The following is a 14,642-nucleotide window of genomic DNA, read 5'->3' on the forward strand; positions in this document are numbered from 1 at the left end:
CGGAGATCGGGGACGTCACCGCCGGCCAGGTCGACGAAGACGCCATCGGGGAGCGTGCCGATCTCGGCCCCCGAGCGCGCCGCTGACCGCGACGACTTGAGCTGGGCGTCGAGATCCCTGGCGCAGGCGATCGGGTTCTGGTTCCCCACGTTCGCCGCTTCGATGAAGGCCCGATAGAACGGGCGACGACACTCGCCGCACGGTCGGTGGCCCGCCGCCAACGCGACCGCCTCGTCGAGGAAGAACAATTCGGTGTAGTGGCCCGGGCTCATCACCTCGCGCTTGCGCCCGTTGAACTCGAGCCGACAGATCAGCCACGCCGCGAGGCGGGAATCCCTGACGATCCGCTTGTTCTCGTCATGCAGAATTCCGCGATTGCCCATGACGGTGCCCCGCGCCGCGGCCGCGATGATCTCACCCGACGGGGTGACTCGGTTTGCAAGTGGCACCAGTCGACGGTAACGGCCCTGTCCGACATCAAGATCGAAGATTGGCGTGCGCAGGACGACTTCGCTCCCCGGGTTGACGGGTCCCCTGTGAGGTAGTTGGGTGTTCCCCATCCGTATGCCGACCGTTTACTGAAGGCTGCCGCTGTGACGACTGAAGCCAGACCCGACATCGAACGATCAGGCGCGTCAGACGAGCCGCGCAAGCGCCGCAGGGTGGTGAAGGCCCTGGAGACCGGGTCCGGTGGCGTGATCCCACATCCCGCGCTCGACGTCCCCGTCGACGAGGACGAGCAGGCCCGCCGTCGGGGCGTCGACTGGGTGGTCTTCGGGGTGACCGCAGCCATCGCGGTGGGCTTCCTGGTGTGGGGCTTCGTCAGCACGCCGTCCCTGAGCAGCGTGTCGGGTGCGGCACTGACCTGGACGATGGAGAACACCGGGTGGCTCTTCGTGGTCACGTCGTCGGCGTTCGTGATCTTCGTGCTCTGGTTGGCGGTCAGCCGATTCGGTGCCATCCCGCTGGGCCGCGACGACGAGGAACCCGAGTTCAAGACCGTGTCTTGGATCGCGATGATGTTCAGCGCGGGCATGGGGATCGGGCTGATGTTCTACGGGGTCGCCGAGCCCCTCACCCACCTCGTCACGCCCCCGCCGGGCACCGGCGCAGCGGGCAATCCCGAAGCCATGCAGACCGCGATGGCCACCACGCTGTTCCACTGGACCCTGCATCCGTGGGCGATCTACGCCGTGGTGGGTCTCGCCATCGCCTACGGCGTGTACCGCAAGGGCCGGCTGCAACTGATCAGCGCGGCGTTCGCACCGTTGATCGGCGACCGCGCCAACGGACCGCTTGGCAAGGTCATCGACATGCTCGCGATCTTCGCGACGCTATTCGGCTCGGCCGCGTCGCTCGGCCTCGGCGCGTTGCAGATCCGCAGCGGTCTCGACATCGTGGCGGGGATCGGGACGACCGGCAATGTGGTCCTGATCGTCATCATCGTGGTGCTGACCATTGCCTTCATCTTCTCCGCGGTGTCGGGTGTGGCCAAGGGCATTCAGTGGCTGTCCAACATCAACATGGTGTTGGCGCTGGCCCTTGCCTTGTTCGTCTTCATCGTCGGGCCAACGGTTTTCATCCTCAACGTGATCCCGACGTCGCTGGGCAGCTACGTGCAGGACATCGCGATGATGTCGGCTCGCAGCGGCGCCGAGGGTGCCGCGGTCGATGCCTGGTTGCAAAGTTGGACGGTCTTCTACTGGGCGTGGTGGTTGTCGTGGACGCCGTTCGTCGGCATGTTCATCGCGCGAATCTCCCGCGGCCGCACCATACGTCAGTTCGTCACCGGCGTCCTGCTGGTGCCAAGTGCGGTCTCGCTGATCTGGTTCGCGATATTCGGTGGCGCGGCGATCAGCATCCAGGAGGGCGGCGTCGACCTCGCCGGCGAGGGGACTACCGAAGGCCAGCTCTTCACGCTGCTCGACCAATTCCCGTTGGCCACGCTCGCGAGCATCGTGGTGATCGTGTTGGTCGCGATCTTCTTCGTCTCGGGGGCGGATGCGGCCTCGATCGTGATGGGCTCGCTGTCCGAACGCGGAACGATCGAGCCGTCGCGCGCGATCGTCGTATTCTGGGGCGCCGCAACGGGAGCCGTCGCGGCCGTCATGTTGCTCGTCGGCGGTGACGATGCCCTCACCGGCCTTCAGACGTTGACCATCCTGGCTGCGCTGCCGTTCGTGCTCGTCATGGTCGGGTTGGCGGTCGCCTTGGTGAAGGACCTCCGCAAGGATCCGATGATGATTCGGCGGCGGTACGCCGTCGAGGCGGTCGACGACGCGGTGATCGCCGGTGTCGTCGAGCATGGGGACGACTTCGTCATCGCCATCGAGAAGGATCCCGCCATCGAGAAGGATCCCGCCGCCCCCTCCTGAATCATCGCGATGGGTGGCGCTAAGAACGCGGGTAGCCTCGGCGGTAATTCCACGACCCGGATCGAGGCGCTCCGTCATGTCAGACCCCCAGTTGACTCAGATGGAACCGGCCCCCAGCGCGCGCCCGCGGCGCAGCTGGCTGCGGCTGATTCCCGTCTTCGCGACCATTCTGATCCTGCTGGGAGTGCCGTGGTGGACGCTGCTGTGGGCGGGCAACCAGTGGCCGACGGTGACGGTGGTCGTCGGCACCGCAGCGTTCGCAGCGGTCTTCGTCGGGCTTCCGCTCGCAATGATGTTCGGCCACGGCCGGCGGCATCTGGACTGGGCGGCCGTCACCGGTGACGCCCTGCTCGGTGCGGTATGGGTGCTGTTCGTCTGGTCGGTGCTGACTCAGCTGCTGAGGCTGGCCCTGCTTCTGGCAGGCATCGAGGACCCGACGCGGTCGCGCATCGTGACGGGCGTAGTCGTCGCGGTGGTGCTCGTACTGCTGGGGTGGGGCTACGCCGAGGCGATGCGGCTTCCGCGGACCAAGCACGTCGAGGTCACGCTTCCCCGGCTCGGCGGGGGGTTGGACGGTCTGCGGGTGGCGATGATCACCGACACCCACTACGGGCCCATCAACCGAACCCGGTGGTCCGCCCTGGTAGCCGACCGCATCAACGAGATCGACGCCGATGTCGTCTGTCACGTCGGGGACCTCGCCGACGGCACCGTCGACGTTCGCGAGGAGCAGGTGCGACCACTCGCCGCGGCGCGCGGGAGGCTGGCCCGCGTCTACGTCACCGGCAACCACGAGTACTTCAGCGAGGCGCAGGGCTGGCTCGACTACATGGCCGACATCGGCTGGGATGCGTTGCACAACAGCCACATCGTCGTGGAGCGCGGCGGCGACGGGCTGGTCGTCGCCGGTGTCGACGACGCCACCGCCAGGGGTTCGGGCACCGTCGGGCACGGTGCGAATCTGGAGGCAGCTCTCGAAGGCGCCGACCCGACGCTCCCGGTGCTTCTGCTGGCACACCAACCAAAGCAGGTTCCCGCGGCGGTCGAGGCGGGGGTCGATCTGCAGATCTCGGGACACACCCACGGTGGTCAGATCTGGCCGTTCAACTTCCTGGTCAGGCTCGATCAGCCGGTCGTGCACGGTTTGAGCCGCCACGGCGAACGCACGCAGCTCTATACGAGCCGTGGCACCGGGTTCTGGGGGCCGCCCTTCCGCGTGTTCGCACCAAGCGAGATCACCGTGCTGACGCTGCGTCGAGCATGATGCCGCGTTGAGGGCGCGTCGGCGCAGGGTTCCGGTTGGGATCTTCGACGTCCATACCAAGCAATGGGCCTCGCAGCGTTGGACCAACGACGATGCGCTGAGCGCGGTGCCACGCGACGAACTCACCGTGGCGACGTTCAACGTCTGGTTCAGCGACTTCCGCGCCGAGGCGCGCTACCGCGCGATCGCGGACCTAATGTCCCGAAAGATGCCGGACGTCATGGTGTTTCAGGAAGTCACCCCTGCGGCGCTGGCCGTATTCCTCGCCCAGCCATGGGTCCGGGTGCGCTATCGTCGCGCCGAGGTCACCGGTGGCGACCGCGGCAACTACGGCATGCTGCTGCTATCCCGGCTACCGATCCGCGACGTCACCTATACCCGACTGCCGACGAACCTGGCGCGTGGATTCCTGACGGCCGAGCTCGACACGGGTGACAGCGCGTTGACCGTCGTCGCGGCTCATCTCGAAAGTGGAAAGGCGGCGGCGCGGTTACGGGCTCGGCAGTTGGGACGCATCTTCGGTTCGCTCCGACGAGTCGAAAATGCGGTCGTACTGGGAGATTTCAACATGCGCGACTCGGAGAACGATCGAATCACCAAGGCCTATCGCGATCTGTGGCCCACCCTGCGACCACGCGACGACGGCTTCACCGAGGATACGTCCATCAACCTGATGCGGCTCGACAGCAAGAACAAGCAGCGCCAGGTCCGGTTCGACCGAGTACTCCTCAAAGGCGACGGCTGGGCGGCGACCAGCATCGACCTACTGGGAACGGAGCCGATCTCGGACGCGTTGCCGCGGGTGTTTCCCTCCGACCACTTCGGTGTGCTGTGCCGCCTCGAGCGTCTCGCCCCGACGAAAGACGCTCGCCATCAACGACTCTGGCCACCCTGGCGGCGCTGACCGTTAGAAGCTAAGCCGGCGATGCCGCTGCAGGCGCCGCATGCTCGCCGCGGAGACGGTGCCGTCGTGGGGACGCAACGCGGCGTCCACCCTGGCGCGCACCTCGCCGACGTCGAAGTGGGTGCCGATCGCGACCAGCGAGTTGGTGCCGACGTTCGCCGGCGCCGTCGCGACGTGCACCGACGACCCGACCACGTTGACGACGTAGCGGCGCCGCCCCGTCCGGGTGCGGACGGCCACGATTCCCTTGAGTCGATAGACGCCCGCTGGCGGCTCCTCGAGAAGATCGAACAGCACTCCGGGGTCGACGCAGCCGTCGGTGGCCGCCGTGACCGAAGCCGCGTGAACGTGATCGTGGTGATCGGCATGGTCGTCGATGAGCAGTTCGCGAATGGAGAGCTGCCCCGAGCCGTCGTCGGAGTCGGACACGTCGTACAACAGCGCGGGATCGATCCTCGCGCCGGTCGCCCCGACCACGTGCGCATGCGGGTTGCGTTCCCGAATCCGCGCATCGATGCGAGCCAACTCGATGGCGCGGCGGTCCTCGGGGATCTGGTCGAGCTTGTTGACCACGATCAGCGACGCCGCGCCGTATCGAGCCAGTGGCATGCCACCGCGGTCGACGACGTCGAAGTGCGTGGCGGCATCGATGACGTCCACGACGCCGCCTTGGCGCACCCGCTCGACTCCGCTGAAGCGGATCAGGCGGGACACTGCGACGGGGTCGGCGAGCCCGCTGGCCTCGACGACGATCGCGTCAAGGGCCAGCCGCGGATCAGCCAGCTTCTCCAGCGCCTCGTCAAGGCCGCCGTCGTCGTCAAGGCAGCAGACGCAGCCCCCGGCAATCGAGACGGGTTCGTCGACCTGGCCCGTCACGAGGGCGGCGTCGACGTTGATGTCGCCGAAGTCGTTGATGACGACGCCAATCCGCGCGCCCGGCGCGCGGAGCACATGGTTGAGCAGGCTGGTCTTGCCCGCACCGAGGTACCCGGTCAACGCGATGACGGGGATGGCGCGCACCCGAGGAGTGTAGGTCCACCCAGTCAGTACGCTCGATCGGGTGACCGACACGAACCCGCCGCTTGCCGCGTTGTTGGCGCGGTCGGGCGGCGTCCGCGGGCTGATCTACTCGTCGCTGCCGGTCACCACCTTCGCCGCGGCGAACGCGGTGGTTGACCTCGAGTGGGCGCTGGCCGCTGCTCTCGGTGTCGCGGCGGTCGTCCTGGTCGCACAGCTGCTGCGGCGCGAATCCATCCGTCCCGCGCTCTTCGGGTTCGCGGGTGTCGCCGTCGGAGCCGGCCTGGCCTTCCTCACCGGCCAGGCCAAGGACTTCTATCTGCCAGGCATCTGGATGTACCTCCTGTTGGCCATCGCCTTCACCGGCTCGGTGCTGATCCGTCGGCCACTGATCGGTGTCGGTTGGGCGTGGGTGACCGGCCGCGACGACACCTGGCGCCGCGTACCCCGGGTGCGGCGGGTATTCGACCTGGTCACCATCGTGATGGCGGCGGTGTCCTGGGCGCGGTTCCTGGTGCAGTACCACCTGTACGACACCGACCAGGCGGGCCTTCTCGCCGCGGCGCGCATCGCGATGGGGTGGCCCATCTTCGTGCTCACCTCGACCCTGATCTACTTGGCCATCCGGACCGCCATTCGCGCGCTGCCACGCGCGGCCGAGGCGGGTTGATCGACCGAGTCGGAAGGAACCGATCGATGGGCTTCATGGACGAGCACCTCAAGGAGTATCTGAGCTCGGGTGGCACCAAGGGCCACATCGTGGACGTCAGCTCCGCGGGCGGTCACGCCCTGACGACCAACTGCCTGATCAAGCACGTGGGCCGCAAGTCCGGCAAGACGTACGTCACACCGCTGATCTACGGCAACGTCGGTGGGGAGATCGTCATCGTCGCGTCAAAGGGCGGCGCCGACACCCATCCCGAGTGGTACCTCAACATCCGGGAGAGCGAGACGATCGGTGTCCAGATCGCCACCCAGGCGTTCGAGGCCACCTGGCGTGAACCCCAGTACGAGGAACGCCACCCGGTGTGGTCGTACATGACGCATCTGTTCCCGCCCTACCTCGGGTATCAGACGTCGACGACGCGTCACATTCCCGTCGTGATGTTGCGGATCGGGCGCCCCATCGACGTCTTCGCCGCCCCCTAGCCCTGCCCCCTAGCGATTTCGGCGCGCCAATCCGCGTTCACCGCGGATTTACGCGCCCAAATCGCAACATTTGGAGATGTCGGCGGCGGTGGTCCCAAACGTTTCGAGCACCCGCACGCCGGAGCCGTCGAGAGCGATCTCGAACAGGGCGTGATCGGTGTATACGCGGCTGACGCAGCGCAGTCCGGTCAACGGGTAGGTGCAGTCGGCGACGAGTTTGGCCGAGCCGTCCTTGGCGAACAGGTTCATCATCACGAATACGTTCTTCGCCCCGATCGCGAGGTCCATCGCGCCGCCCACCGCAGGGATGGCATCCGGCGCGCCGGTATGCCAGTTCGCGAGGTCGCCGCGGTGGCTGACCTGAAACGCACCGAGCACGCAGACGTCCAGGTGGCCCCCGCGCATCATGGCGAACGAGTCGGCGTGGTGAAAGTAGGACGCACCAGGGGTTTCCGTCACGGGAATCTTCCCAGCATTGGTCAGGTCGACGTCGACGTCGGCGCCGAACGCCTGCCCGCCCATGCCCAGCATTCCGTTCTCGGTGTGCAGCACGACGCCCGCATTGGGATCGAGGTACTCGGCGACGGTGGTCGGTTGCCCGATGCCCAGGTTGACGTACGAGCCGGCGGGGATGTCACGGGCGACGATGGCCGCGAGTTCCTCGCGGTCGAGCGGGCCGCGGTCGAGGTGTTCGACCGTCTGGCGAGCGGGTGCGTGCAGGGTCACGACGCCACCTCCGATTGATTCGCTGCGGACAGGTCGAGGATGTGGTCGACGAAGATGCCCGAGGTGACCACGTTCTCGGGGTCGATCTCGCCGGCGGCGACCACTAGGGCGACCTCTGCGATCGTGACGGTGGCCGCCGTCGCCATGACCGGGCCGAAGTTGCGGGCAGTCTTGCGGTACAACAGGTTTCCGCACACGTCTCCGACGTGGGCGCCGATGAGGGCGACGTCGCCACGGATGGGGTATTCGAGGACGTAGTCGCGGCCGTCGATGGTGCGTACCTCCTTGCCAGCTGCCAGCGGCGTCCCCACGCCGGTGGGGCAGAAGAATGCCCCGATGCCTGCGCCTGCGGCACGGATGCGTTCGGCGAGGTTGCCCTGGGGCACGACCTCGAGCTGAACCTTTCCTGCCCGGTAGAGCGCGTCGAAGACGTGGGAGTCGGCTTGACGGGGGAAGGAGCAGACGACCTTGTCGACCCGTCCCGCGGCCAGCAGGGCGGCAAGGCCGGTGTCGCCATTGCCCGCATTGTTGCTCACGATCGTCAAACCCGTTGCGCCCTGGCCGATCAACGCGTCGATCAGCGCGGTGGGCATGCCCGCCATGCCGAACCCGCCGACCAGGATGGTGGCGCCGTCGGCGATGCCCGCGACGGCCTGGGCGGCATCCTGGTGAACCACGGTGCGGCTCATGGTGTCTCGCCCGCGTCGTAGTCGGCGAGCACGGTCGAGGCGATGCGGAACGCCGTGTTGGCGTCGGGAACTCCGCAGTAGATGGCGGTCTGCATGAGCAGTTCCTTGATCTCGTCTACTGTAAGTCCGTTGCGACGGGCGGCGCGCAGGTGCATGGCCAGCTCGTCGTGGTGCCCTCGGGCGACCAGTGCCGTCAGGGTGATCATCGAGCGGCTACGCCGGTCCAGGCCGGGTCTGGTCCAGATGGTGCCCCACGCGTACTCGGTGATCATCCGTTGGAAGTCGGCGGTCAGGTCGGTGGTCGCCGCGACGGCGCGGTCGACGTGCGCGTCGCCGAGCACCGCCCGTCGAACGGCCATGCCTGCGGCGTGCACCTCGTCGGTGGTGCTTGGCCGACGGGTGTCGATGCCGCAGTGTGCGGCGATCAGCTCGGCCACGCGCGACGGCGCCTCGGCCGGGGCAAGGTGTCCGACGCCGTCGAGCACCTCGAGCCGGCCTTGCTGAACCCCGGAGGCGATGCGCTGCAACGACTCCGGTGGGGTCGGGGTGTCGTCGGCACCCGCGATGGCCAGCACCTGGGTGGCGATGTCGGGCAGTCGGTCGGTGACGTCGAAGGTCGCCAGCGCCTCGCTCGTCTTGGCATAACCTTCCGGGTCGGTGTCGCGCAGCGCACCAAGCAGGGCCGCCGCCAGGTCGGGTTGACGGGCCGCGAATCCCGGCCCGAACCAGCGCTCCGCCGCGCCGCCGAGGACCGTGGCCGTACCACCGGCGCGGACGGTGGCGGCGCGCTCCTGCCAGCCGTCGGGGGTGCCGATCTTCGCGCCGGTGCACAGCACCGCGGCCGTCGCGATCCGGTGCGGTGCGTCGAGCAGCAGTTGCAGTCCGACGCAGCCGCCGACGGAGTCACCCGCGTAGTGGAAGGTGTCGGCCCCGAGACGGTCGGCCAACGCCAGTACCCCAGCCGCCAGGTCGGCGATGGTGAACGGTTCACCGGCAGGGCTGCGCCCGTGCCCGGGTAGATCCCAGCCGACCACCCGCAGGTGTGCGCGCAGATGCGCGGCGGCGGAGGACCACAGCACCTCGGCCGAGGTGCCAAGCGACGGTCCGAGTAGGAGCACGGGGGCGTCGGCCGGGCCGCCGAAGTCGGTGCCGACGAGGCGGGGCACGGTCATGGCGCGTCCTTCCGGTAGGCGGCGGCTCGGTCCAGCGCGGCGTCGACCAGTCGATCGGCGGCGCCGAGGTACGTCGGGTTCGGTTCCCGCCCAGCGAGATCCGCCATGGTCCGCTGCTCGGCGGCGAGGTCGCCCGCGGCGGCGAGGTTGGCTGCCGCCCTCTCGGTGTCGACTCGTAGGCCGGTCACCAGTTCGGAGGTGTGGACGGCGGCGACGACGGTCCGACGGGCGAGGGTCCGCATCGTGGCCCACTCGGCGTGCCAGGCGCCGTCGGCGCGTTCGTCGACGCTGGTCGCCGACGCAGTGTGCAGGGTGGCTCCCAGCGGGCCCGCGGCCAGGGCAGTACGGCGAATCAGCACCGAGCGGACCGGATTGTTCTTGTGCGGCATGGTCGACGATCCACCACCGTGGCCTTCGACGAACTCGCCGATCTCGGTGCGACTGCCGGTGGCAACGTCGGAGGCGAGATGACCCCACGCGTCGCAGAAGCCGACCAGCAGGTCCCCGACGCGGGTGACGGGTGCGCGGGTGGTGTGCCACGGCGGTGCGGGCGCCAACCCAAGCTTGGCCGCGACCGAGTCGCCGAGCGCGATCGCGGCGTCGACGGAGCCGGCCAATTCGACGATCGCGGCCAGTGTGCCGACCGCACCGCCGATCTGAACGGGCAATGCGGCCCGCACGCCGGCGAGCGGTTCGGCGGCGTCGAGCACACCCGAGAGCCAGGAGGCGAGCTTCACCCCTGCCGTGCTCGGCAATGCGGCTTGGGTCAGGGTGCGCGCGAGCATCGGTGTGCTGCGGTGCATCTCGACCAGCGCCGTCAACGCGTCGACCTGGGTTGCGACGTCGTCGGCGACGCGGGTCAGAACGTCACGCAGGCACAGCATCAGTGCCGTGTCGACGACGTCCTGGCTGGTGAGTCCGCGATGCAGCCACGAGGACGCCGGCTCGGGAGCGCGTCCCCGAAGTAGCGCTACCAACCCCGAGACCGGGTTGCCGTCGGCGTCCGCGCGACGGGCGATCTGCTCGACGTCACCGGCGCCGCCGATGGCGCTCAACTCGAATGCGGCTGCGGCCGGTGCGATCTCAGCCGCTACGAGGCCGTCGAGCCAGGCCTGCTCCACGGCCAGCATGGCGCGCAGGAACGCCGCGTCGCTCATGGACTCGCCAGCCAGGTGGTCGCCCGGCCAGAACAGGTCGGTCACGGTCGGTGGCTCGGGTAGCTCAGGAACACCGTCTCGTGGGGTCCTTGCAGGCCGACGTCGAATCGTAGCCCGTCGTCCTCGCGGGTCGCGACGAGGGTGTCTCGCCGCTCGGCGGGCAGGGAGCTCAGCAGCGGGTCGCCGGTCAGATCAGAGCCAGGCAGATAGACGCGGGTGAAGAGTCTGTTCAGCAATCCGCGGGCGAAGATCGTCATCGAAATGAATGGTGCGCCAGGCAATACCGTCGTGAAGCCGTAATGCCCTTCGTCATCCGTCGCGGCACGGCCCCACCCGGTGAACGTCCAACCGTCGCGCTTCAGCGCGCCGCTCGCCATCGGCACGTTTCCCTCGGCGTCGGCCTGCCATATCTCCAGCAACGCATCGGGAACCGGCTTGCCATCACCGTCGGTGACGGTGCCATGCAATCGAATCGCGTTGGGTGAGCCCGGCGGTACCAGTTCGCTGCCGCGCTCGAACGGAAGGGCGTAGCCGAAGAACGGGCCGACCGTCTGACCTGGTGTTGCGGTCAGCATGGGGCTCATGAATCCTCCATTGGGGTCTGGTGCGCGCCGGTCAGCACGACGTCCCAGCGGTATCCGGTCGCCCACTGGTGGGTGGTGACGTCGTGATCGTAGGAGGCCACCAGCCGGTCGCGCGCCTTCTGATCGGTGATCGCCTGGTAGATCGGATCCAGGCCGAACAGCGGATCGCCAGGAAAGTACATCTGGGTGATCATCCGCTGGGTGAATTCCGTTCCGAACAACGAGAAGTGGATGTGCGCGGGCCGCCACGCGTTGCGATGGTTCTTCCACGGATACGGGCCCGGCTTGATGGTGGTGAACCGGTAGTAGCCGTCGTCGTCGGTCAAGCACCGCCCCGCCCCGGTGAAGTTGGGATCGATCGGCGCCGGGTGCTGATCGCGGTGGTGGATGTAACGGCCTGCGGCGTTGGCCTGCCAGATCTCGACGAGCTGGCGCCGCACCGGTCTGCCGTCGCCGTCGACCACCCGACCCGTCACCACCATCCGTTCGCCGATCGGCTCCCTTCCGTGCCCGATGGTCAGGTCCGCCTCCAGCACGTTGACGTCGCGTGCCCCGAAGCACGGCGTCCACAATTCGATGCCCTCGGGATCGACGTGGTGCAGGTCCTTGGTCGGATGACGCAGCACGCTACTGCGGTACGGGGCGTAGTCCAGGCGGGGCTGCGTCTCCTCGACACCGGCCCGCTGATACGCGGACTCGATCGCCGCGATCTCCGCGCTGACGTCCGCTTGGTTGGTCGACGCGCCGTCGGAATCGGTAAGCAGTGTCGAGACCATCAGTGGTTGACCAGATCCTTGGGGGAGTCCGCGGTCTTGCCAAGCAATGCCGTTGGGACGTCCTTGGTTTCGCGCGCGGTCAGTGCCGACGCGGCCGCGATCACGCAGACGACGGCGGTGAAGACGCCGATGACCACCCAGCCGCCTTCGCGGATGCCGCCGAGTGCGGTGACGATCGTCGGAGCGAAGCCCGCGACGAGGAACCCCAACTGGGTGCCGATCGCCACGCCGGAGAAGCGCACCTTGGTACTGAACATCTCGTTGTAGAAGGACGGCCACACGGCATTGGCCGCGCCGTAGCCGAACGCGAAGGTCGCGACGGCCAGGACGAACGTCAGGGTGTAGTCGTCGTTGCTCATCGACAGCATGTAGAAGGGCATGAGCACCGCCGAGGACAGTGCCCCGTAGACGAACACCGGCTTTCGGCCGATCTTGTCGGCGAGCATGCCGAACAGCGGCTGGGTGCCGAGGGCAACGACGTTGGCAACGACGACCAACCACAGGGTGATGTCGGCGGGTAGACCGACCTTCTTGCCGTAGGCGATCGCCAGGGTTCCGAAGACCGTCGACACCGCGGCGATGAAGGCGCAGAAGAAGACTCGCAACACGTCGCGCCAGTGGTCACGCATCAGTGGCTTTAGCGGCATCTTCGCGATGTTGCCCGTGGCCTTGGCCTCTTCGAACTCGGGGGTTTCGTGCAGTTTCCGCCGGATGAAGTAGGCGACCAGGACGACGACCGCGGACAGCCAGAACGGCACGCGCCAACCCCAGGTGAGCTCGGACTCGTCGGAAAGCGACACGAAGGGGATCAGCACCAGCGACGCCAGGATCAGGCCGCCCTGGGTTCCGGTCAGCGTCCACGACGTATAGAACGCCCGCTGGTGATCGGGAGCGTGCTCCAGGGTCAGCGAGCTGGCGCCCGCCTGTTCGCCTGCGGCGGAGAAGCCCTGCAGCAGTCTGCACAGCACCAGCAGACCGAGTCCGAGGTAGCCGGCCGTGCCGAACGTCGGAAGGCACCCGATGGCGAAGGTCGACGCGCCCATCAAGACGATGGTGAACATCAGCACCTTCTGACGGCCGATCCGGTCTCCGAAGTGTCCGAGCACGAAGGCGCCGACGGGGCGGGCGAAGTAGGCCACGCCGAAGGTCGCGAACGACATCAACAGTGCACCCTGGCCGCCGCCCTCCGGGAAGAACACCTTGGGGAAGATGAGCGCCGCGGCCTGACCGAAGAGGAAGAAGTCGTAGTACTCGACCGCGCTGCCCATGAAGCTGGCAAGTGCGGCCCGCCTCGGCGTGCGCGCGGGCCCGGTCGGAGGCGCACCGCCTGCCGGATTCTGGTTGATTGCGGTCATCGGATTCCTCCTAGTTTCCTGCGAACATCGGGATGGTGGGCACGAATCATGCGACGAGCCTTCGGAAGTGCCGCGACATCCTGGCGGCGTCCGGTTCGATGCCGGTGATCAACTCGAATGCGGTGGTGGCCTGGTGAACGGCCATGTACCCGCCGTCGAGCGTGCGGCAGCCTGCGCGGCGCGCCGCTTTCAGCAGCGCGGTGTCCAGTGGGCGGTAGACGATGTCGGCCACCCAGAGGTCCTGGTGCAACAGGCTCTCGTCGAAGGGCAGGCCGGGGTGGTCGGCCATCCCGGTGGGCGTGCAGTGCACGATGCCGTCGCTGTGCGGAAGCAGCACCGCGAGCTTGTCGAACGCGGAGGCATCGACCCTGGCGTCGGGGTGTCGGGCGGACAGTTCGCCCGCCAGTGCCGCCGCGCGATCGACGTCCAGATCGACGACGGCAAGATGGTCGGCGCCGAGGTCGAGGAGGGCGTGGCCAACGGCTGTACCGGCCCCGCCTGCGCCGAGTAGGACGACGTTCTCGGTGGACGCCTCTGGAAGGCCCTCGGCGAAGCCGGTGGCGAACCCGGGCGCATCGGTGTTGTAGCCGATGGTCTTGGCGCCGTCGAAGACGACCGTGTTGACGGCGCCGAGTGCGGCGGCCGCGGCGTCGACGGTGTCGAGATGGGGGATGACCAGTTGCTTGCAGGGGTGCGTGATGTTGAGGGCGTCGAAGCCGAGGGCGCGGGCCCAGATCAAGATCTCGCCGATGCGTTCGGGCGCGACGCCGATTTCACGGAGATCGATGGAGCGGTAGAGGTAGTCGAGCCCATGGGCCTTGCCCTCGGCCATGTGCAGCGCCGGAGTCAGGGAGGGCCCGACGCCGATGCCGACGAGGCCGACCAGGACGGGATTGATCGCCACGCTGCACCGCTCTCTCTAATGTACTAACTGGTACGTACAAGAATTAGAGCAGTGTGTCGCGCGTCTCGTCAACCCCCAACCTGTGGGCGGGGTCTCCAATCAGTGGGTGGTGAGCCAACCGACGACGACGTCGCCGATCATTCTGCGCATGTGAGCGCGCTGCGAGAGCTCGGTGAAGTCGACCCCGAACAAGAAGCCGAAGGTGTGCCGATTCGCGACTTGAAACACGCAGTACGAGCTGATCACGATGTGGACGTCGAGTGCGTCGACATCGCCGCGAAACGCGCCCTGCTCGCGTCCGCGGACGAGGATCTCGTCCAGCAGTGAGGTCGCAGGCTGCGAAATCGTCCGCAATGAGTCGAGTTGGCCAATGAACTCGCCGCGGTGGATGTTCTCGATCGACACCAACCTGATGAAGGCCTGGTGGTCGAGGTGGTGATCGAAGGTCAGCTCGGCCAGCCTGCGCATCGCCTCGACGGGATCGACGTGATCGACCTGGAGCCTCTGCTCGGCCTCGCGGATGCCGCGATAGGCCGATTCGAGAACCGCCAGGTAGAGCCCTTCCTTGCC

General features: G+C 67.6%; 16 protein-coding genes. 5 read left to right on the plus strand and 11 right to left on the minus strand.

Features of this window, described 5'->3' with window-relative positions:
* Positions 1-449 (minus strand): hypothetical protein (locus tag QOD90_RS20965; RefSeq protein WP_526352751.1); only part of this gene is annotated, 449 nt, incomplete at its 3' end.
* Positions 450-662: 213 nt separating this feature from the next.
* Between QOD90_RS20965 and QOD90_RS20970 the strand changes: the two genes are divergently transcribed.
* From QOD90_RS20970 to QOD90_RS20980, 3 genes are all read left to right on the plus strand, one after another.
* Positions 663-2,375 carry a BCCT family transporter gene (locus QOD90_RS20970; protein ID WP_526352766.1) on the plus strand — a complete coding sequence of 571 codons (1,713 nt, stop codon included), beginning with the start codon at positions 663-665 and terminating at the stop codon, positions 2,373-2,375.
* A gap of 76 nt (positions 2,376-2,451) precedes the next feature.
* On the plus strand, positions 2,452-3,639 hold the full coding sequence (locus QOD90_RS20975) for a metallophosphoesterase (protein WP_526352752.1): 1,188 nt from the start codon (positions 2,452-2,454) through the stop codon (positions 3,637-3,639).
* A gap of 7 nt (positions 3,640-3,646) precedes the next feature.
* On the plus strand, positions 3,647-4,543 hold the full coding sequence (locus QOD90_RS20980) for an endonuclease/exonuclease/phosphatase family protein (RefSeq protein ID WP_526352753.1): 897 nt from the start codon (positions 3,647-3,649) through the stop codon (positions 4,541-4,543).
* A 3-nt stretch (positions 4,544-4,546) separates the two neighbouring features.
* On the opposite strand, the gene QOD90_RS20985 is transcribed toward QOD90_RS20980, so the two are convergent.
* A complete protein-coding gene (locus QOD90_RS20985; RefSeq protein WP_526352754.1) occupies positions 4,547-5,563 on the minus strand; it encodes a CobW family GTP-binding protein in 1,017 nt (338 codons plus the stop codon).
* A gap of 40 nt (positions 5,564-5,603) precedes the next feature.
* On the opposite strand from QOD90_RS20985, the gene QOD90_RS20990 reads away from it, so the two are divergent.
* Together QOD90_RS20990 and QOD90_RS20995 are read left to right on the plus strand one after the other, a co-directional pair.
* On the plus strand, positions 5,604-6,230 hold the full coding sequence (locus QOD90_RS20990) for a DUF3159 domain-containing protein (protein WP_526352755.1): 627 nt from the start codon (positions 5,604-5,606) through the stop codon (positions 6,228-6,230).
* Positions 6,231-6,256: 26 nt separating this feature from the next.
* The gene (locus tag QOD90_RS20995) at positions 6,257-6,709 is read left to right on the plus strand and encodes a nitroreductase/quinone reductase family protein (RefSeq protein WP_526352756.1); all 453 of its coding nucleotides are present in this window, start codon (positions 6,257-6,259) and stop codon (positions 6,707-6,709) included.
* 48 nt (positions 6,710-6,757) lie between these two features.
* Here QOD90_RS20995 and QOD90_RS21000 read toward each other — a convergent pair whose 3' ends face one another.
* From QOD90_RS21000 to QOD90_RS21040, 9 genes are all read right to left on the minus strand, one after another.
* On the minus strand, positions 6,758-7,435 hold the full coding sequence (locus QOD90_RS21000) for a 3-oxoacid CoA-transferase subunit B (RefSeq protein WP_526352757.1): 678 nt from the start codon (positions 7,433-7,435) through the stop codon (positions 6,758-6,760).
* On the minus strand, positions 7,432-8,124 hold the full coding sequence (locus tag QOD90_RS21005) for a 3-oxoacid CoA-transferase subunit A (RefSeq protein WP_526352758.1): 693 nt from the start codon (positions 8,122-8,124) through the stop codon (positions 7,432-7,434). The genes QOD90_RS21000 and QOD90_RS21005 overlap by 4 nt, the downstream gene beginning before the upstream one ends.
* Positions 8,121-9,296, minus strand: coding sequence for a bifunctional 3-oxoadipate enol-lactonase/4-carboxymuconolactone decarboxylase PcaDC (gene pcaDC / locus QOD90_RS21010; protein ID WP_526352759.1), 1,176 nt, complete (start codon positions 9,294-9,296; stop codon positions 8,121-8,123). Before pcaDC ends, QOD90_RS21005 begins: the two co-directional genes overlap by 4 nt.
* Positions 9,293-10,498, minus strand: coding sequence for a lyase family protein (locus QOD90_RS21015; RefSeq protein WP_526352760.1), 1,206 nt, complete (start codon positions 10,496-10,498; stop codon positions 9,293-9,295). The genes pcaDC and QOD90_RS21015 overlap by 4 nt, the downstream gene beginning before the upstream one ends.
* Entirely contained in the window at positions 10,495-11,037 is a 543-nt protein-coding gene (gene pcaG, locus QOD90_RS21020) for a protocatechuate 3,4-dioxygenase subunit alpha (protein ID WP_526352761.1), read from the minus strand. Before pcaG ends, QOD90_RS21015 begins: the two co-directional genes overlap by 4 nt.
* Positions 11,034-11,813, minus strand: a complete 780-nt coding sequence (gene pcaH / locus QOD90_RS21025; protein WP_526352762.1) for a protocatechuate 3,4-dioxygenase subunit beta — start codon at positions 11,811-11,813, stop codon at positions 11,034-11,036. The genes pcaG and pcaH overlap by 4 nt, the downstream gene beginning before the upstream one ends.
* Positions 11,813-13,168: an MFS transporter gene (locus QOD90_RS21030; RefSeq protein WP_526352763.1), complete on the minus strand. Its 1,356-nt coding sequence runs from the start codon at positions 13,166-13,168 to the stop codon at positions 11,813-11,815. The genes pcaH and QOD90_RS21030 overlap by 1 nt, the downstream gene beginning before the upstream one ends.
* A gap of 46 nt (positions 13,169-13,214) precedes the next feature.
* Positions 13,215-14,072, minus strand: coding sequence for a shikimate dehydrogenase family protein (locus QOD90_RS21035; RefSeq protein WP_526352764.1), 858 nt, complete (start codon positions 14,070-14,072; stop codon positions 13,215-13,217).
* A 99-nt stretch (positions 14,073-14,171) separates the two neighbouring features.
* Positions 14,172-14,642, minus strand: a 471-nt coding sequence (locus QOD90_RS21040; protein ID WP_526352765.1) for a TetR/AcrR family transcriptional regulator, incomplete at its 5' end; no start/stop codon positions are given.

It is taken from the genome of Mycobacterium sp., from assembly GCF_032161845.1.
GTDB lineage: Bacteria > Actinomycetota > Actinomycetes > Mycobacteriales > Mycobacteriaceae > Mycobacterium.